General features: G+C 45.1%; 18 protein-coding genes. 12 read left to right on the forward strand and 6 right to left on the reverse strand.

Annotated features, from left to right (window positions below):
* On the forward strand, positions 1–2,798 hold a 2,798-nt coding region (locus tag H8K33_RS00005), incomplete at its 5' end, for a beta strand repeat-containing protein (protein ID WP_186888944.1).
* Between the two features lie 179 nt (positions 2,799–2,977).
* On the opposite strand, the gene H8K33_RS00010 is transcribed toward H8K33_RS00005, so the two are convergent.
* Positions 2,978–3,628 carry an energy transducer TonB gene (locus H8K33_RS00010; RefSeq protein WP_186888945.1) on the reverse strand — a complete coding sequence of 217 codons (651 nt, stop codon included), beginning with the start codon at positions 3,626–3,628 and terminating at the stop codon, positions 2,978–2,980.
* Between the two features lie 410 nt (positions 3,629–4,038).
* Between H8K33_RS00010 and H8K33_RS00015 the strand changes: the two genes are divergently transcribed.
* The 5 genes from H8K33_RS00015 to H8K33_RS19705 are packed head-to-tail and all read left to right on the forward strand — an operon-like array spanning position 4,039 to position 7,188.
* Complete coding sequence (locus tag H8K33_RS00015; protein ID WP_246443192.1) at positions 4,039–4,719, forward strand: response regulator transcription factor; 681 nt, start codon at positions 4,039–4,041, stop codon at positions 4,717–4,719.
* Positions 4,720–4,733: 14 nt separating this feature from the next.
* Positions 4,734–6,260, forward strand: coding sequence for a sensor histidine kinase (locus H8K33_RS00020; protein ID WP_246443193.1), 1,527 nt, complete (start codon positions 4,734–4,736; stop codon positions 6,258–6,260).
* Between the two features lie 60 nt (positions 6,261–6,320).
* On the forward strand, positions 6,321–6,506 hold the full coding sequence (locus H8K33_RS00025; RefSeq protein ID WP_186888946.1) for a KOW motif-containing protein: 186 nt from the start codon (positions 6,321–6,323) through the stop codon (positions 6,504–6,506).
* A gap of 54 nt (positions 6,507–6,560) precedes the next feature.
* Positions 6,561–7,004 carry a GNAT family N-acetyltransferase gene (locus H8K33_RS00030; RefSeq protein WP_246443194.1) on the forward strand — a complete coding sequence of 148 codons (444 nt, stop codon included), beginning with the start codon at positions 6,561–6,563 and terminating at the stop codon, positions 7,002–7,004.
* A 19-nt stretch (positions 7,005–7,023) separates the two neighbouring features.
* Positions 7,024–7,188: a hypothetical protein gene (locus H8K33_RS19705; RefSeq protein WP_222613225.1), complete on the forward strand. Its 165-nt coding sequence runs from the start codon at positions 7,024–7,026 to the stop codon at positions 7,186–7,188.
* Positions 7,189–7,204: 16 nt separating this feature from the next.
* On the opposite strand, the gene H8K33_RS00035 is transcribed toward H8K33_RS19705, so the two are convergent.
* The gene (locus H8K33_RS00035; RefSeq protein WP_186888947.1) at positions 7,205–7,630 is read right to left on the reverse strand and encodes a YidB family protein; all 426 of its coding nucleotides are present in this window, start codon (positions 7,628–7,630) and stop codon (positions 7,205–7,207) included.
* Between the two features lie 238 nt (positions 7,631–7,868).
* Here H8K33_RS00035 and H8K33_RS00040 point away from each other — a divergent pair, with 238 nt between their 5' ends.
* The 5 genes from H8K33_RS00040 (at position 7,869) to H8K33_RS00060 (ending at position 11,517) form a co-directional block, all read left to right on the forward strand.
* Positions 7,869–8,258, forward strand: coding sequence for a GFA family protein (locus H8K33_RS00040; protein ID WP_186888948.1), 390 nt, complete (start codon positions 7,869–7,871; stop codon positions 8,256–8,258).
* Between the two features lie 71 nt (positions 8,259–8,329).
* Positions 8,330–8,794 carry a hypothetical protein gene (locus H8K33_RS00045; protein WP_186888949.1) on the forward strand — a complete coding sequence of 155 codons (465 nt, stop codon included), beginning with the start codon at positions 8,330–8,332 and terminating at the stop codon, positions 8,792–8,794.
* 22 nt (positions 8,795–8,816) lie between these two features.
* Entirely contained in the window at positions 8,817–9,248 is a 432-nt protein-coding gene (locus H8K33_RS00050; RefSeq protein ID WP_186888950.1) for a GCN5 family acetyltransferase, read from the forward strand.
* A gap of 165 nt (positions 9,249–9,413) precedes the next feature.
* On the forward strand, positions 9,414–10,286 hold the full coding sequence (locus H8K33_RS00055) for an alpha/beta hydrolase (protein WP_186888951.1): 873 nt from the start codon (positions 9,414–9,416) through the stop codon (positions 10,284–10,286).
* 265 nt (positions 10,287–10,551) lie between these two features.
* Positions 10,552–11,517: a hypothetical protein gene (locus tag H8K33_RS00060; RefSeq protein WP_186888952.1), complete on the forward strand. Its 966-nt coding sequence runs from the start codon at positions 10,552–10,554 to the stop codon at positions 11,515–11,517.
* Positions 11,518–11,676: 159 nt separating this feature from the next.
* Here H8K33_RS00060 and H8K33_RS00065 read toward each other — a convergent pair whose 3' ends face one another.
* The 4 genes from H8K33_RS00065 to H8K33_RS00080 all read right to left on the reverse strand — a co-directional run bounded on the left by H8K33_RS00065 (position 11,677) and on the right by H8K33_RS00080 (position 17,048).
* Positions 11,677–13,251, reverse strand: coding sequence for a SpoVR family protein (locus H8K33_RS00065; protein ID WP_186888953.1), 1,575 nt, complete (start codon positions 13,249–13,251; stop codon positions 11,677–11,679).
* Positions 13,252–13,269: 18 nt separating this feature from the next.
* The gene (locus H8K33_RS00070; protein WP_186888954.1) at positions 13,270–14,538 is read right to left on the reverse strand and encodes a YeaH/YhbH family protein; all 1,269 of its coding nucleotides are present in this window, start codon (positions 14,536–14,538) and stop codon (positions 13,270–13,272) included.
* A 236-nt stretch (positions 14,539–14,774) separates the two neighbouring features.
* A complete protein-coding gene (locus H8K33_RS00075; protein ID WP_186888955.1) occupies positions 14,775–16,697 on the reverse strand; it encodes a PrkA family serine protein kinase in 1,923 nt (640 codons plus the stop codon).
* A gap of 171 nt (positions 16,698–16,868) precedes the next feature.
* Entirely contained in the window at positions 16,869–17,048 is a 180-nt protein-coding gene (locus tag H8K33_RS00080) for a hypothetical protein (protein WP_186888956.1), read from the reverse strand.
* 312 nt (positions 17,049–17,360) lie between these two features.
* On the opposite strand from H8K33_RS00080, the gene H8K33_RS00085 reads away from it, so the two are divergent.
* Positions 17,361–19,607, forward strand: coding sequence for a carboxy terminal-processing peptidase (locus H8K33_RS00085; protein ID WP_186888957.1), 2,247 nt, complete (start codon positions 17,361–17,363; stop codon positions 19,605–19,607).
* Positions 19,608–19,706: the final 99 nt, after the last annotated feature.

Here is a 19,706-nt window from a genome sequence, read left to right on the forward strand (position 1 = left end):
ATAACTTAGGTGGTGGTACAGCAACTGCGGGTAGTGATTACAACGCGACGCCAACGTTTAATAACGGTGTCACTTTGGTTGGTGGCAATCTGATTGTTCCAGCCGGTGTCAGCAGTTTCACAGTCACCGTCGCCACAATTAACGACAGTGTCGTTGATAGTGCCTCTCCAGAATCCTTACCATTGGTGATTGGTGGCGTGACAGGTAACGGTGGCATCATCGATGATGATCAACCAACGATCACGACAGTCGAACCAGGTGCAGCCGGTCCTGGAGGTGATACGGTGGTCGAAGGCAATAGCTTGGTGTACACGGTCAGCTTGTCAGGTACCACAACGATTGCTTCAACCTACGCGTATAACTTAGGCGGTGGTACAGCAACTGCCGGTAGTGATTACAACAGCACAGCAACATTCAACAATGGTGTCACTTTGGTTGGTGGCAATCTGATTGTTCCTGCCGGTGTCAGCAGCTTCACGGTGACGGTAGTGACGATTGATGATGCGGTAGCCGATTCTGCTGCAACGGAAACATTGCCTCTGGTGATTGGCGGTCTGACCGGCAATGGCGGTATTGTTGATAATGAACCAGTGCCAACAGCTGCGGTATCGAATGTTACCGTTGCTGAAAATGGTGGATTCGCTCAGTTCACATTAAGTTTAAGTGGCTTGAGTAGTGTTGCAACCAGTTTTAGTTTAGCCTTGGCTAATGGATCTGCAACAGGTGCAGGTGTAGATTATGGATCGTCTGGTGCAAGTAACTTGCAAGTATCCACAAATGGTGGCACTACTTGGGTAAATGCAAATACCGTAACTATTCCAGCAGGTACCTTGAGCGTTTTAGTTCGTACGCCAGTTCTCACAGATTCTTTAGTCGAATCGGCAGAGAATTTTACATTGACTGCAACTAGAACGGCTGGCGTAACAAGTAATGCAACAGCAGTTGGCACTGCAACGATTACTGATAATGTCTTGCCAACCGTTGCAGCGCAGAGCCGTTCTGTTTCAGAAGAGGGGTTAAGTTCAGGTATTGCAGATACTGTTGGTAATCCTAGTGATACGACAAATTCAACAAGCACATCTGGTACGATGACTGCAACAGATCCTGACGGTACTATCAGCGCTTGGAGTTTAACTTCTGCGCCGTCAGGTATTACATCAAACGGCGTGGCGGTGACTTGGAACCTAGTTGGTCAGACATACACGGGTACTGCGGGAGCTACTCAGGTAGCGACATTAACCATCAATAACGCGGGTGCATATACATTTACTCTGTTAGCGCCTATAGATCATGTGGCTGCTGGCGGTGAAAATATTCGTGCATTGACTTTCGGGGTTGGCGCTAATGACGGTTTTGGTGTTGGTACTGGCACCCTGACGATCAATGTTGAAGATGATTCACCAGTAACGACGGTGTTCACGCACCAGTTATTTGTTGGTGTTGATAACATCAGCGTCAATGATTTGGATGCTGGTTTCGTTAATGCTGTCAACACAAGTGGCGGTGCAGTGACTGGTGTGAACGTCGACTCGACAGACGCATTTGTCGACCGCTTGTTATGGGGTACTGGTAATCCACAGTCAGGCTATGAATTGGTCGATAATACTAATTTCACTAGTACTGCTGGTACGGCAGTGACCTTGGGACAGTTATTTGAGGTTGGTAAGTTCACACACAATAACTTCCCAGTGTCAGGTGCATCTTTAGATAGAACTGATCTGACATTGTCATTTGATGTGGTTATTAATGGTGTATCCACAAATGTTCCATTCACGGTCGTTTTAGATCATACCGAAACAACCAATACTAGTGATCCAGAAGCGTCCAGAGATATTATTCAATTACCATCTACTAGTTCTACAATCAATATTGCGGGACAAAATTATGTCGTTAATTTGAATGGCTTTAAAGATGCTGACGGCAATCTGGTAACTCAAATTCGTACCTTGGAAAGCGCGGCAAGTACTTTCGGTATTTTTGCGTCAGTTACTACGGTTGAACCTTTGCCAGTGGCATCGGGCAGGGTGCTTGCTCAGGGCGGGGCTGATGGATTAACTAATACTGTGACTTGGAGTGGTACAAGTACATACGGTAGCTTCGTTGGCAATGCAGATGGTACTTACACTTTTACAATGAACGAAGCAACCAGAAGTTCGTTAGCGACCGGTACGCAGTTGAACGCATCGTTTAATTATACTTTCACTGATCGCGATGGTGATACATCAACTAATGTGTTGAATATCGCAATTGGTGGCTATAGAAACGTTGAAGGTACAGCAACTGCAAATACATTAACTGGACAAAACAGCGTTGCAGATATTTTATTCGGTTATGCTGGCAACGATACTTTGAGTGGCGGCAGTGGCGATGACGTGCTAATTGGTGGTACTGGCAACGATAACTTAACTGGCGGTGCTGGTGCCGATACGTTCAAGTGGGGCTTAAGTGATAATGGTACAACTGGAACGCCTGCAGTTGATACGATTACCGATTTCGGCACTGCGAACTACGCTGCAGGTGGAGATCGTTTAGATCTGCGTGATTTGTTGGTTGGTGAATCAACTGCAACATTGGATAAATTCTTGCACTTTAATTGGAATGGTACTAATACAATTCTGTACATTAGCACCAGTGGAGCCTTCAATGCTGGTAATGGCACAGCGACGAATCCAACGGATGTCACAAATAATGATGTTCAGCAGATCGTATTTAATGGCGTGAACTTGACTACTGGCTTTACTACAGATTTGCAATTAATTAATGACTTGATCTCGAAAGGAAAAATCATTACCGACTAAGTGATTGGCTAAGTTACTAATTAAGCTGGATCTATTGAGGTAGAAAGTAAAAAAGGGACAAGCAATGTCCCTTTTTTATTGCACTTGAATTCATCGTCTTTATGTTGAATTGAAACTATGTGAATGCGTGTAAAAAGACATTTTCCAGCATATGCTACCAAGAAAAAATAGTGCTAGCACTAATTGATCGTCCACACATACTGCAACTTCGCCCAAGATTTTTCTGGTACACCATCTACGCTACCTGGTTTGAATTTACATAAGCTCAGGCCTTGTATGGCTGCTTTATCGAGTGCGCGTGATCCACTGGATTTTTCTACCTTACTCTCTAAAACTCGACCATCGGGGCCAATCAACATTGCCAGATTGACGGTGCCTTCTTCGCCGCCGCGAATAGAACTTGCAGGGTAATCGGGCTTTTCGCAAGCATTCGAATCAACCTGTGCTGCAATATGAATTGGTGTACGAGGAGTGCTGATTTCCGTTTTTGTTAAACCGTGATCAATAGGGTGGCTTGGTTCAAAATCTCTTGGTTCGTTGTTGTCGTTCTTGATGGTGGTAATTGTTGGTTCTGAGCTTGTCGTAGTAACGATGGGCGGTTCGATATAGCTCGGCAATGGCGTAGTTTTCGATGGTTTGGGTACTTTTTCTGGCGCTTCTATTTTTACTGGTGGCGTAAGCTGCGTTAATTCGATGACAGTAGCTTGACGAAAATCGACCATGTTCGTTGCTTGCAAACCCAAGCCTAAAGCGATGGCGTGCAATACGCCAGTAATCAATAAGGAAGAGATGCTTTTTTGTGGAGTATTTCCGTAGCTGTGCGTAGTCATAATGAACTCCTTGATCGCGTTAATGAAAAGATCGCCGTTATCGGCAGCTTTACGATGAGTTAGCTAATCAGCTTCATATTCAATCAATTTGGAATTGAAGTTTGAACTCTGAAATCTGAATTTATTTGCTCGTCGATGGATTTATAATATGCTAGTTACTAGCAATGTAAAAGCCATTTTTATGCAATAAATCTGCCTTGTGCTAGTTGTTTTCGGTTTTAAAACCACTTTTTCCCTTGAAATCAAATACTTAGCGATGTACTTATTGATGCAGATTACATGTCAAATATTTGCTAGTAACTAGCAATAAAGCGACAGTGATTTACTATTTGCTAGTAAAATGATTCTCATGAGCAGGTCTGGTGATGTACATGCCAACATCCAAATGCAAGAGAAAATCGGGAGATTCAATGTCAAACCAAGTAACGAAGATGAATCAGCATGACACCAGTAATAAACCGATCCGGGTTCTATTGGCCGATGATCATCCTATCGTCATGACTGGCTTTGCGATGTCTTTAGCGGGCGAAGGCATGGAGGTGGTAGGGCAAGCAAAAACGCCGCAAGAAGCGGTCGAGCAATTTTTGGCATTGCAGCCGCAGGTGGTCGTGCTTGATATTCGTTTCGGTGCCGAATTAACTGGCTTAGACGCAGCCAAACATATTCTAGAAAAACAGCCTGCCGCACAAATTGTGTTCTTGAGCCAATTCGATCAAGACGCCTTAATTAAAGAAACCTATCGCTTAGGTGCAAAAGCCTTTGTGACAAAAGATTGTGACCCTGCCGATCTGGCAATCGCGGTACGACGTGCGGCGCAAGGTGAACTGTACTTTATGCCTTCAATTGCCGAACGTTTGGCAAATCTTTCAGTACGTGGTGATGCCTCGCCACAAACTTTACTTGATGAGCGCAGCTTGGAAATTTTTAAACTGATGGCAGAAGGCTTAACCAATGTAGAGATCGCAGAAAAATTGGATCTCTCACAAAAAACCATCAGCAATATTAGTCAGTCAGTCAAAGAAAAACTGGGAATTCATCGGCCAGCGCTGATCACCAAGCTCGCGATGAAACATGGTTTGATCGAGCCATAAGCTACAGTAGTCGAATGAAAGCTAATCATCCTCATCAATCTGGAATGTTCTCTGGCCTAGTGCAATGGCGCAGTTGGAGCATACGCACGCGCTTGATGGTGATTGCCATTTTTCCAGTCGTGTATTTATTTTTCTCCCTTATTTCCTATTCGTATTACGCAAGACTAAAAGAAGTTGAAGAAGAACTTCATGCGCGTGCCAAAACGATTACGACGGCCCTAGCCGATGGCGTTGAATACAATATCATTGCGGGAAATTTGCAGGGCATTAAGCAAATGATTTATGGTGTCATTCAAACAGATCGCAATGTGTATCGTATCGACATTTTCGACACGAATAAAAAAGAACTCAGTCACGTTGAAAATGCAGGTAAAGCGAAACCAGAAAAACAGTATGTAGAATTACCGATTAAGCGTCACATGGTATGGATCAATCTGCATACAGATAATCACGAAAGTGTCGTCAAATTAGACACCGCGAAAGACAAGAATCAGGCCATTCTTGGCTATGTGCGCGTTACCATGACGAAGTCTTATTTGTTGAGTAAACAGCGGTATCGGTTTTCAATTGAATTAGTCATGGCGATGTTGGCGTTGTCTGTTAGCACGTGGCTGGCATGGTATTTATCAAAAGGATTAAGTCGTCCTTTACACCTTGCGATAGACGCATTGCGTGATATCAGTGCCGGCCGCACAGAAACACAAATTACGATTTCTGATGGTGGAGAAATCGGTGAGCTGCAAAAATCTATCAATGAGATGGCAAGTAATTTGCATCAATCACAAACGCATTTGGAAAATACGGTTGCCGAACGTACCAAGGAATTGATCGCTTCACGCAACGAGGCATTGAAAGCCGATGCCGAGAAACGCCGCCTAATTCATAAGGTCAACGCCATCGTTGAAAATGAAAGACAGAGTATTGCGGTTGAAATTCATGATGAACTGAATGCGTCTTTGATTGCAGTGCGATTAGAATCAGAACGCATCGCTAAAGTCGCAGCGAATGCTGATACAGATAAACAGAATGCGTCAGCGTTTCAAGAAATTCAAGATAGAGCAAAAGCAGTCTCTAAATTGGCATTAGACCTCTATGCGAACGGTAGAAACTTAGTGCGTCGATTGCGTCCTGAGGTACTGGATATGTTGGGGCTGGAAGGCGCTATAGAAGAGATGCTGCGCATCTATAATGCCGCACATGAAGACTGCCATTTTAACTTTGCATCTGAAGGTGACTTCGCACAATTAGACGGCGATCTGGCGATATCTGCTTATCGCATCGTGCAAGAAGCTTGTTCTAATATTTTGAAGCACGCGCAAGCAAAACAAGTGGAAATCACACTGCATATGAATGTGGAGAAAACGGTGTTGAAAATTCATGTACGCGACGATGGCATTGGCTTTGATACCACACAAGTAGTCGCCGGAATCGGTATCAGTGGCATGCGTGAACGTGTGTTGGCGTGGGGTGGTGAATTTAAATTGCTTAGTGAGACAGGTGAGGGGACGTGTATCGCGATTGAATTACCAGTACAGACATGAAGCTGCAAGCGATGTAGGGTACATGCATCGTTATGCGTTTCTTCATTCAAAGGATGAACGATGAAAAGTGAATTAAAAGATGGTGATCACTGTGTTGTTACAGGTGGAACACACAAAGGCAAAAAAGGTACCGTGCGTGATCTCAATACCAGTAAAACTGGGCAAATCACACTCACCGTTGTGCAGCAAAATGGTGAGCGTTTTAAGACCTTAGCGAAGAATGTTCTTGTTCAAGAAACTAGGTGAACACACTCTAGTACTTAGTGTTATCTTTAAAGAAGAAAATCAACTCATACCAATATGCATCAACTAACTTATCGGCGTGCCACCTCAGCAGATATCCCTGCGATGTCAAACATTCGTTTGTCTGTGCGTGAAAATATCTTGTCGAATCCCGCTTTGGTCACGTACCAGATGTATGAGGATTATCTCGGATTGTTGGGGCGAGGCTGGGTCTGTGAATTGCACGGAGAAATTATTGGTTTTTCTTATGCCGCGATGAATGCACATTCAATCTGGGCATTATTTATTGATCCAAAACATGAGGGATTAGGTGCCGGCAAAGGTTTGCTTCAACTAGCTTGTCAATACTTGTTTGAAGAAGGTGCGCAGACGGTTCAGTTATCTACCAATGTCGCTACAAGAGCCGAAAATTTTTATCTTGCGCAAGGCTGGATCAGAGGGGATATGAAGGATGGCGATGAAGTCTATTTTCAGCTAGATCGCGCAACATGGAATCTTTGACCGCTCGCTTAAATTGACCATGCTTGTGAGTATTAGTGTGAGCTTGTCGTTCATCAAGTTGCCTATACCTAAGTCAATAGACTTTAGAGAGTATTTTGAACTTGATGAACCGTTAAACGTAAAGATAGCAACAGCAGCAAAAGCAGCAACAGCAGCAAAAGCAGCAACAGCAGCAAAAGTATAAAACTTAGGAAGCGCGATTATCGATTGCCAAACAACGAAGAAAATTGCTGCAACATTGCTGCTGGATCGATATTGTTTGCATCAGAAACTTGCCCATTCGGTGTCAACTTATCGATTAAGCCCGGCAAAATTTCTGCTAAACCACCTGCGGCATCTGCTTTGGATAAACCGCTTGCATTGGCGATGTCGCTCAATTGCCCGCCACCTAAAGCTTGTTGAATTTGTTCCGCAGAGATCGGCAAATTTTGCCCGGTGCTCACCCAACTCGCAATGATCTCACCCAAACCCGCTTGTTGAAAAGTTCCCATTAAATTCTGTAATCCACCGCCTTGTTGTGATTGATTCAGCAAACCTAAGGCGAGTTGCACCAAGTTATTTGAAGCACCTCCTGAACCTTGTTGTGCATTGCCCAGCATGCCTAATGCCGCGTCTAATAAACCCATGATGTTTCCTTTCTTAGATGGAGGTCGTCAAAAATGATTCAGCCCTGTGAGTGGGATGAGCAACATACTAAACCAAATTGACAAACATAAATGTGAACGATGTTTGCAAACACATCCTTTTATGCTGGCTACATAGTTGTAAAAATAAATTTTCGCATAAAGGCAGTTTGTTGATGATGTGGTTTTAATATAGTGCACTTTAAGTGTTTTTGCATCATCAAATGAAAGGAAATCCAACATGATCAAAGGGACGTGTCTATGTGGCGCAGTGCATTGGACATTTGCTGGTGAGCCTGATGGCGCTACTGCCTGCAACTGTACCGCATGCCGGCGTTATGGCGTATTGTGGGCTTACGATTATGAAAACGAAGCAATCCATGTCAGTGGCAAAACGCGTGCCTATGTGCGTGGTAAAGCACTTGATTTTCACTTTTGCCCTGAATGCGGCTGCATTGCATTTTGGCGTAGCTTGCAAGTCGATGAGCAAGGCCGTCGTCGTATCGCGGTGAATTTACGCTTAGCCGAACCAGAAGCCGTGGCGCGGATTCCTATCGATCATTTTGATGGTTTGGATACGTTTGAAGATTTACCACGTGATGGTAAGTGTGTCGCTGATTATTGGTTTTGAATTATGTTAACCGGCCTTAGTTACTGAAAAAAAGAAGCAAAAAATCAAACTGAAATTAAAACTGAACTCCGATGAAAAATACTGAAACAAAAAGTTCCGCGTATAAATCACTCTCTGTCTTCTCGATCTATCTGGCCGCCATCATCGCTTTGATTGGTGTAATCATTCACATCGCCGCGATCTTCGGTGGCACTAGCTGGTACATTTATTTTGGTGCGCCGCCTAGCGTCGTCGAGTCAGCCCGCAACGGCACTTGGCTCGCCCCCGTCAGCACTCTCATCATTACAATTCTGATGGCAATCTGCGCGGCTTATGCTTTTTCTGCACTGGGTGTGATACGGCGGTTACCATTTTTGCGCACAGGCTTGGCAGGTATGGCGATCATTTGTTTATTGCGTTCACTCGTCTTGTGGCCATTGATGATCAATCATCCAGAGTTACGTAACACCGCCGAGGTTGTCGGCTCGATTGTGTGGGGATTCGCGGGATTAGGCTTTATGTCAGGCTGGCGTTTGGTGCAGTTGAATAGTCGCTAAACTATTTTTATGAAGGTGATTTATGGTTCTACAATTTATTCCACCATCGGTTATCGACCCAGCGAAAGTGGGCGAGTATCCAGCCAGTGCGATGGCTGGAGGTGGTTATGTATGGGATGCGGTTCTTGAATATCGCGTATGGTGTCATCCAGAACTTGGTGCGCCAGATTTATGTGAAGGCAATGATTACTTTTATGCTTTCGAAACCTATGCAGAAGCGCTCGATTATGCTGAGCAAAACGAAGGCTGTGAAGAACCACTCGCACTTATTCTGCAACGAGAATACATAGATGAGCCAGAGCCTGAACACTATATACACATTCAACAAGAACGCATCACAGAATGGCCGGTGGAATTTTTAAAAAGACCCAAGCGTACAGAAAACACCATTCCCGATTTTTTGTCACCAGACGCGCCACCCAATCGGCTTGCGATTTTGCGTGGACAAGCTTGATTTTGAACTGGTGATTGAGGCTGGATTTAATAATGGCGGCAAACCTAATAGACATCAGGTTCCCGCCCTTTCAAGGGGTAGGTTAGGGGGGGATGGGTTTAGAGCGACAAAAAATTTACCATCAAAGAATATCAATCGTCATTTAACTTGTAATCTAATCCAACAATGAAAATCTTCCTCATCCTCGTGTTCGGCATATTCATCAGTGCATGCACATCCACAAGCGAAAGAAGTGCACCGACACCAATCGCAAATCCTAAGGAATACTACGGCCATCTGACTTCATTACAAGGCGATTATTTCAAAATCAAATCAACCTATGTAGGCAGAGATTTTCATATCAATGTTCGACTCCCGCTCGGCTATCAAGCCAGCAATGCTAAGACTTATCCTGTGGTGTATGTGCTGGATGGTGATAGTCTGTTTCCACTGCTGGCACCAACGCATATTTTTTTGAACTTTGACGAGAAATTGCCAGAAGCGATCATCGTTGGCATCAGCTATGGCAGCTTTGATCCGGCGATCAATAAACGCGACATCGACTTCAACGCACCCGCAGCCGACGCCAAGCCAGGCGAAGATGGTGCGCCACGCTTTTTAGATTTTCTGAAAAAAGAGCTGATCCCAAAAATTGAAAATCAATTCCGCGCCAATACCGCAAAACGTGTACTGGTCGGACAATCACGTGCAGGTTATTTTGCCTTGTGGTCAGCGCTGGAAGACCCCGATTTATTCTGGGCACGCATCGCCAGCAACCCAGCTTTAGCACCAGGCCGCGCGCGGTTTTTTGAAGCAGCGGCAAGCCACAGCAGAACAGACTTGAAAGTCGCCATCGCCTCTGGCATGCGAGACACCGAACAGAGACAGCGTAATGCCACAGAGTGGGGCACGGCATGGTCATCACGCGCTGATGCACCTTGGGCTGTCAAGCTGATCAAGATAGAAGGTGGCACGCATGCCGCGACTATTGGGGAGACTTATCGACGGGCTATGCTTTGGTTGTTTCAGGATGAAATTGTACCGATCAAAACGCCGTGATTTTGGATTATATGTGACACCAATTTGACAGCAGAATCGTAGGATGGGCACAGCCTCATCGTGCCCACGCGTTACGGTTGAAGAAGGTGGAAAGGATCAAGCGCAAGGAGAGATATTCGTCGGCAAATCAAACCATTCGCGTGGGCACAAAAAGCGTGCCCACCCTACAATGCTGACGTGTGTGAAATGGAAAGAAAGTAAGAGATGAAACTAATTGTAAAACAAAGACATAACTTCGAAAAGTTAGATCCGATAGGGGAAATAAATGCGTAAATATGAATGGAATCGCGTTCGCGATATGCGATTTTTTTTGAGTTTAATTTTTTTTTGTTTGCTGATGTTGAGCTCAAATTCTCACTCACAGTCACTGCAACAGACCAATAGCCCTAAAGCTCTCGGAGTCGATACGAGGTTGAATGAAGCCAAAGAGCGACAAAAATTGGAACAGAGTTATCGGAGTTGCCCTAGCGGGCATTATGGTGGGCCAAGACCAGGGCGTGTGCGGTATACAAAGGATCCGTGGATATGGGTGGTGACACCTGAGTTTGCTGCAAAATATTGTATGCCTGAAGCGTTCATTGACCCAGATTTGAAAGGCGCCGAAGCAGTCGCCGTTAAAATTCGAGAGGAGCAAGATGAAGAGATTTGTGGATGGGGAGATCGTGTAGAAGTCTGTAATAAAGCAAGATCGTTACGCTTTGAGATTTATATCAAAGGTGAGGTCAAGTTACCAAAAGAAAATGATCTTCCTTATTATATGCCGGCAATTTTACCAAGTAGATTTTTAATCTCAAATAGTCTGCATGATTTGGAAAAGATCCGGAAAAAAAATCAACAAAATCCAAAGCCTGGCGTGAAGCCTATTTTTAAGTCATCTCAGGTCGGATTGTATTTGTTGTCTGAAGATAAAACCACGATTCAGTTGAGCGCAATTTATAGTGAAAGCTTTTTTAGAGATATATTTGATGGAATTGACTTTATGTCATTTGATAGCATTACGGGAGTGGTCAAAAAGTCGAAAATTTCTTACCAAACTAACCTTAGTTTGGTAATCGCTTTCCGTCCAGTGAACGACAAAATTCCATTTGCGCAACAACGCAAACTTGGTGATTTTGAGCATGTAATTTATTTGCCAAATCAATTTGCTCGGAAAGTTGCGGAGTTGGATGCGCATGCTGGTGATGATATCCAAGAATTGGCAAAACGAGCCCTTGGTTTGAAAAAAGATTAGATAAAAATTTATTAAAACTACTGAATTGGAAAGATTAGATTGCGATGGAATATCAAGAAATTCTGAAATATTTGCCATTCACAAAAGGTGTATATGGTACAGATACCAAAGTGAGCGAAGAATTTCTTACCGACATGAAAATCTAAGTGGCTTCGCACATCACCCCCGCCGCCCCTTACGCTTCTCCAACTTACACTCCTGCGTAGCAATAATCTGATTATTGCTATCCACGGTTTCCAGATACACGTCAAATCCCCATAGCCGTGCTACGTGTTTTAAGACTTCTACTGTTTGATTATTCAGTGGCCTGCGCAGGTATTGGTTGTGGCGTAGGGTCAGGGCGCGGTCGCCTTGTAGGTCGACTGACCAGACTTGGATGTTGGGTTCGCGATTGCCGAGGTTGTATTGGCCTGCGAGTTGTTGGCGTATGGCGTGGTAGCCGGCTTCGTCGTGGATGGCGGAGACGCTGAGGGTCTTTTTGCTGTCATCGTCTAAGATCGCGAAGAAGTGAAAATCGCGTATCAATTTGGGTGATAGATATTGCGCGATGAAGCTTTCGTCTTTGAAATTGCGCATGGCGAAGTGCAGGGTTTTTAGCCAGTCTGCGCCAGCGATATCGGGAAACCATAGTCTGTCTTCTTCGGTCGGGTGTTCGCAGATGCGACGGATGTCGCTCATCATCGCGAAGCCCAGCGCGTAGGGGTTAATGCCGTTGTAGTATTTGCTGCTGACTGGCGGTTGGTAGACGACATTGGTGTGGCTTTGTAAGAACTCCATCATGAAGCCATCGCCGACGATGCCTTCTTCAAATAGTTGATACAAGATGGTGTAATGCCAAAACGTCGCCCAGCCTTCGTTCATAACTTGCGTTTGCCTTTGTGGGTAAAAATATTGCGAAATCTTGCGGATGATGCGGACGATTTCTCTTTCCCACGGTGCTAATAGTGGCGAATATTTTTCTATGAAGTAGAGCAGGTTTTCTTGCGGTTCTTCGGGATAGCGACGTACTTCTTCTTCGCTGACCACGTCTTCGCGGCGTGGTACGGTGCGCCACAGATCATTGACTTGTGATTGCAGATAACGCTCGCGTTCTTCTTGTCTTTCTTTTTCTTCGGCGAGTGAGATTTTGGTGGGGCGTTTGTAGCGATCCACACCGTAATTTTGTAGTGCGTGACAGGAGTCGACTAAGAGTTCGACTGCCTCTATACCATAGCGTTGTTCGCATTCGCTGATGTATTGTTTGGCGAAGACCATGTAGTCGATGATGGCGTCGGCATCGGTCCAAGTGCGGAACAGGTAATTACCTTTGAAGAAGGAATTGTGGCCATAGGCGGCGTGTGCGATCACCAGCGTTTGCATGGTGAGACTGTTTTCTTCCATCAGATAGGCGATGCAGGGATTGGAGTTGATGACGATCTCATACGCCAGTCCCATGTGACCGCGCTTGTAGTTTCTCTCTGTGGATAAGAAGTGTTTGCCGAAAGACCAGTGGTTGTACGAGACTGGCATGCCGACTGAGGCGTAGGCATCCATCATTTGTTCTGCGGTGATGATTTCTAATTGATTTGGGTAAGTGTCTAGCTGGAAATTTTTGGCGACGCGTGCGATCTCTTCGTGGGCTTGTTCTATCAATTCGAATGTCCATTCGGATTGATCGGGTAAGCGTCGGGGATTGCGCGGCTTGGTCGTCGCATCCTTGATGTTGTTATCATTAGCGGCATTCTGGCTATTCATACTTATCTTCCCTCAGCCTTACTTGCTTTGTTTTTTAAAGAGTTCTCTGAATACAGGATAGATGTCGGCGGGTTCCTCGATTTTTTGCATGGCGAAGTGGGATTTTTGTTCTTTGACTTGCATATATTCTTGCCACAGATTTTGTGGATCGCCATCGGTTATTTCGACGTAGGCGTAGTACTGCACCATGGGCATGATCGTGTTCATCAAGATTTGTTTACAGATGACAGAGTCATTGTCCCAATTGTCGCCGTCCGACGCTTGCGCGACATAGGCGTTCCAGTCGCTGGAGGCGTAGCGGGTTTGTATCACCTCGGTCAATAAGCGCAGGGCAGAGGAGACGATAGTGCCGCCTGATTCGCGGGAATGAAAGAATTCGTGTTCATCAACTTCGAGGGCAGAAGTGTGATGGCGGATGAAAACGACTTCAATTTTTTCATAAGCGCGTTGCAAGAATAGATAGAGCAAAATAAAGAAACGTTTGGCAATATCTTTTTTCTTTTCATCCATAGAGCCGGAGACATCAAGCAGGCAAAACATTACTGCTTGGGTGCTAGGTTTAGGAACCTTGATACGATTGCTGTAACGCAGATCGAAAGGATCGATAAAGGGAATCGCCAGCAAGCGCGTGCGCAGATGATGAATCTCTTGGCGGATTTTAAGAATTCTGGGATCTTGGTTGTCGCTGGTTTCGGCGAGCAATTCCGCCAGTTCTTCTTCAGCTTTTTTCAAGCGCTTACTGGATTTACCACCGACAGCGATGCGTCTACCTAATGCACCGCGTAATGAACGTAACACGTGCAATGAAGACGCAGTGCCAGTGGTGCTATAGCCTGCGCGTTGATTTTTGAAATCGGTGGTGGCAGTGAGTTGGGTTTTGATGAGGTTAGGTAATTCTAAATCTTCAAAAAAATAATTCAGAAATTCTTCTCGGCTGATTTGAAAAACAAAATCATCTTCGCTGGTTTCTTCGCTATTGCCAGCCTGTCCTTTGCCTTTACCTGCGCCACCTTTGGGACGCTCAATTTGATCGCCGGTTTGGTATTGTTCGTTGCCAGGATTGACGCTTTCCCAGACTCCACCGTGGGAGTGACCGAAGTTGGGTTCGTTAACGTCTTTGACGGGGATCGCGATTTTTTCACCGCTATCCATATCGGTGATAGAGCGGCCTTTGATAGCGCGCGTGACCGCGTCTTTGATCTGGCCTTTATAACGACGCAAAAAACGCTCGCGATTCGGGGCAGATTTGTTTTTACCTTGAACTCGTCTGTCGATTAAATGTACCAATTTGTGCTCCCGAACAAGTTCTGTGTTTTAAGGCTTTGGTGTTGCTTTCACTCCCTTCTCCCGCAAGCGGGAGAAGGGGTGGGGATGAGGGTGATTCAGGTTTCCGTTTGCCAATTGCTTGCAATTCACAGTTGCTGAAATTTTTATCGCTATTTCGGCTCAAGTCCTTGCTCAATTTCCCTCACCCCAACCCCTCTCCCGCATGCGGGAGAGGGGCTTTTCAAACCTTCAACCCTTTACGACGACTTCCTCACCCTCAAATACCATTCACACAGCAATCTAACTTGTTTCGCGGTATAGCCCTTTGCCACCATGCGGCTGACAAACTCCTGATGCTTGTTGGCGTCGTCGCTGCTGGCTTTGGCATTGAATGAAATAACCGGCAGCAGCTCTTCCGTATTTGAAAACATTTTTTTCTCTATGACTGTGCGCAGTTTTTCGTAGCTGGTCCAGGTTGGATTTTTGCCGCCATTTTGTGCTCTGGCGCGCAGGACGAAATTGACGATCTCATTGCGGAAGTCTTTGGGATTCGAGATGCCCGCAGGTTTTTCAATTTTTTCCAGTTCGCTATTCAGAGCTTCACGGTCAAAGCTTTCACCAGTGTCGGGGTCGCGGAATTCTTGGTCTTGTATCCAAAAATCAGCGAAGGTCACGTAGCGATCAAAAATATTTTGTCCGTATTCAGAATAGCTTTCCAAGTACGCGGTTTGGATTTCTTTACCTATGAATTCGGCGTAACGTGCAGCCAAGTATTCTTTGATGTAGGACAGATATTTTTGTTCCAGTTCTGGCGCAAATTGTTCGCGTTCGATTTGCTGTTCCAACACGTACAGCAGATGCACGGGATTGGCGGCGACTTCGGTGTTGTCGAAGTTAAAGACCTTGGACAAAATCTTGAAAGCGAAGCGGGTAGAGATGCCGTTCATACCTTCATCGACGCCTGCGTAATCAACATACTCTTGCCGCGATTTGGCTTTGGGATCGGTGTCTTTGAGATTGTCGCCGTCGTACACCAGCATTTTGCTAAAGATGCTGGAATTTTCTGGTTCGACCAAGCGTGACAAAATCGAGAACTGCGCCATCATTTTGAAAGTGCCTGGCGCACATGGCGCTTGTGATAATGAGGAGCTGCGTATCAGTTTTTCGTAGATCTTAATCTCATCAGAAACGCGCAGGCAGTATGGCACTTTAACGATGTAGATACGATCTAAGAAGGCTTCATTATTTTTATTGTTCTTAAAAGTTTTCCATTCTGATTCATTTGAGTGCGCGAGAATGATGCCTTCAAACGGTATCGCACCAAAGCCTTCTGTGCCTTTGAAATTACCTTCTTGCGTTGCGGTCAATAAAGGATGTAAGACTTTGATCGGCGCTTTGAACATTTCTACAAATTCCATCAAGCCTTGATTGGCGAGACAGAGACCACCGGAATAGCTGTAAGCATCTGGGTCGTCTTGTGAATAATCTTCTAGTTTGCGGATATCGACTTTGCCGACTAAGGAAGAAATATCTTGATTGTTTTCATCTCCAGGCTCTGTTTTGGATACTGCGATTTGTTTTAAGACAGAAGGGTAGCGTCGCACCACGCGAAATTGATTAATGTCGCCACCAAATTCGTGCAGACGTTTGACTGCCCAAGGGCTGGGAATAGTTCTGAGATATCTGCGTGGAATTCCAAAGTCTTCTTCCAAAATCGCACCGTCTTCCTCTTCGTTAAACAAGCCGAGTGGCGATTCATTCACTGGTGAACCTTTGATGCAATAGAAGGGAATTTTTTCCATCAAATATTTAAGGCGCTCAGCGATGGAGGATTTACCACCGCCGACTGGGCCTAGCAGATACAAAACTTGTTTGCGCTCTTCGAGACCTTGCGCGGCATGGCGGAAGTAGGCGACGACTTGTTCTATCACTTCTTCCATACCATAAAACTCGCGGAAGGCCGGGTAGATTTTGATGATTTTATTGGAGAATATGCGCGAACGTCGTGAGTCGTTGCGGGTGTCGATTTGTTCGGGTTCGCCGATGGCTGCCAGCATGCGTTCCGGTGCAGTGGCGTAGGCGAGAGGGTCTTTTTTGCATAAGTCCAAAAACTCTTGCAATGAATATTCTTCTTCGCGAGTTTTTTCGTAACGCGCTGCATAGTTGTCAAAAATATTCATTTTGATCTCCTTTTACGTGCGCACTGAGCGTTCAGATTTTGTCAGCTATCGCACTTTCTTTTGGGTGATAAACGAAAAAAATGGCGTAGGCTCAATTTAGTGTAGGCGAAAAATAAAAATCTGCAGGCAAATTTTTGTGACATTGAAATGCAAAAAAGACGGGACAAGCCCCTAATGCCGCTCAGCCAAGCGTGGTGCTGCATATCGTCGGCAAGCAGCATGCTGTTTGCGTTCCCCCGCTGTAATCCGCCTAGAGTTGACAGTGCGACGTTTTGCATTGAACTGAAATGCATCAGGATCATTTCCTTTATTTCTTAGCTTAACGATGATGGCTGGGGATTTGGATGACACGATTTTTGCATAAGCATGCTTCAATTTTGTCTGGAACTTCGCAACTGCAATATGGTCAGAAAGTAGCTAAGAACAACAAATCGTTACAAAATAGGAGGAAAAACTCGCAGATCTATTGTCCGCGCCTGCTGTGCGAACTCAGAACAAGTGATATGCTTGTTGGCATTAAGACGCTGCCATGGTTTTTTATTAACCGTATATGAAGCAGCGCGGGTTGAACGGTAAGAAATATTCGTATTTGGCTATTAAAAAGTATTCATTTATTGCACACTATGATGTACGCATTGCAATACGAATAATTGGAGAAAGAACATGAAAAAGACTTTGATAGGAATGGCAATCGCTTTGGCGGTTTCTACCCATTTTGCAATCGCGGAATCTGGCCCGATTGCAACGGTGAATACGCCTGATGTGAATAGCGCAGCAAAATCAACGCTGAATTTTCAGCCTTTGCCACAACAAATTCAGGCGGCGAATATGACGGCTGAATTTTTTACGCGCTTTCATTACAAAGCGACCCCGCTCGATGATGCGATGTCGGAAAAGATTTTTGATCGTTATTTGAAATCACTTGATGGCGATCGTGTTTTTTTCTTGCAATCAGATATTGATAAATTTTCTGTCGCGCGCGACAAGCTCGATGACGCGATCTTGGGACAAGATTTACGTACACCGTTTGCGATGTTTAATCTGTATCACCAACGTTTTAAAGAACGTTTGACTTACGCGCGCAGCTTGTTGAATTCTGAATTCGATTTTTCACAGAAAGAAGCTTATCGCTATCAGCGTGAAAAAGAACCTTGGCCACAGACTGAAGATGAAATGCGTGATTTGTGGCGTCAACGGGTGAAGAACGATTGGCTGCGTTTAAAGCTGGCAGGCAAAGAAACGGCAGCGATTAAGACCACACTGGAAAAGCGTTATGAAACCACCTTGACGCGCATGAATAAATTGAAGAGCGAAGACGTATTTCAATTGTTTATGAATGCGTATGCTATGTCGGTGGAACCACATACGAATTATCTGGGCCCCAAAGCGGCAGAAGACTTTGATATCTCTATGCGTTTGTCGATGACTGGTATCGGCGCGACTTTGCAAGATCGCGATGAGATGGCAACGGTGCGTGAGATGGTGCCTGGTAGTCCGGCGGCTTTGTCGGGTAAGTTAAAGGTCGGTGATCGTATCGTTGGTGTTGCGCAAGGTACGGACGGACCTGTGGTGGATGTGATGGGATGGCGTTTAGATGATGTCGTTAAATTGATTCGCGGCCCAAAAGATACCACGGTGACTTTAGATGTCTTGCCTGCTGATGCCGGCCCAGATGGTGCGCACAAAACGGTGGTGTTGGTGCGTAACAAAATCACTTTAGAACAACAGGCCGCGAAGAAATCGATACAGGAAGTGAAAACTGCTGAAGGTACCCGCCGCATTGGTGTAATCGCCTTGCCGACTTTTTATCAAGATTTTGACGCGCGTCGTCGTGGCGACAAAAACTTTAAGAGTGCAACCCGTGATGTGGCCAAACTTTTGGGTGAATTGAAGAAAGAAAAAGTTGATAGCGTATTGATTGATTTGCGTGATAACGGTGGCGGTTCTTTGAACGAAGCAGTCGAGCTGACCAGTTTGTTTATCGGCAAAGGCCCAGTCGTGCAGCAACGTAATTCGCAGGGCAGAGTGCATGTGGAAAGTGATAGCGCTGGTGTGGTTGCTTGGGATGGCCCACTGGGTGTGATGATTAATCGCGGTTCTGCATCTGCATCAGAAATTTTCGCTGCAGCGATTCAAGATTATGGCCGTGGTTTGATTATTGGTGAAAACAGTTTTGGTAAGGGCACTGTGCAAACTGTGATTAGTTTGGATCAGATGGCGCGTAGCGAGAAGCAGCAATATGGCGATCTCAAAATGACGATAGCGCAGTTCTTCCGCGTGAATGGCGGCACCACCCAATTACGGGGCGTGACACCTGATATCGCTTATCCTAGTTTTACCGATGCCGATAGTTATGGTGAATCTAGCTACGACAATGCACTGCCTTGGGTGCAAATTAAACCAGCCAATTATCAAGCATTAGGTAATTTGAAAGACGTACAGGCGATGTTGCAAGTGCGCCATGAAATGCGCATCGCTAAAGATAAAGAATTTCAATTTATCAAAGAAGATATTGCTGAGTTTAAAAAGCAAAAAGAGAAGAAGGTCATTTCTTTGAACGAAGAGGAACGTCGTGCGGAACGTGATGCGCGTGAGAAAAAAACCAAAGAGCGTGAAGTCATTCGCGCTGCTTTAGAAGGCAAAACCAAGGTCGCTGGTAAAACAGATGCCAAAGATGGCACTAAGGCAGAAGCGAATAAATTACCAACACAAGACGATGGATTGCAAGGCAGTGAACGCAGTTTGGCAGCAGAGTTGGCTGCTGAAAAAGCGAGCAAAGAAGCGAAAGATGTTTATTTGATTGAAGCTGCGCATATTCTGAGTGATGAAATTGAATTGCTTAAATCGAGTAAGCGCTTGGCAGACAAGACCATTTCTCGTGCGAGTGTGAAAAGTAAAGAAACCAATTGAGTTGACTTCAGTTTGAATTGCATCAATACCTGATGCAGGTTGTGCAGAGGTCTCTTTAAAAGACGCTTGATAGATGTCGTCACCAATTGATTGCCGGTG

The sequence above is a fragment of the Affinundibacterium amnicola genome (genome assembly GCF_014284275.1).
Taxonomy (GTDB): domain Bacteria; phylum Pseudomonadota; class Gammaproteobacteria; order Burkholderiales; family Burkholderiaceae_D; genus Undibacterium; species Undibacterium amnicola.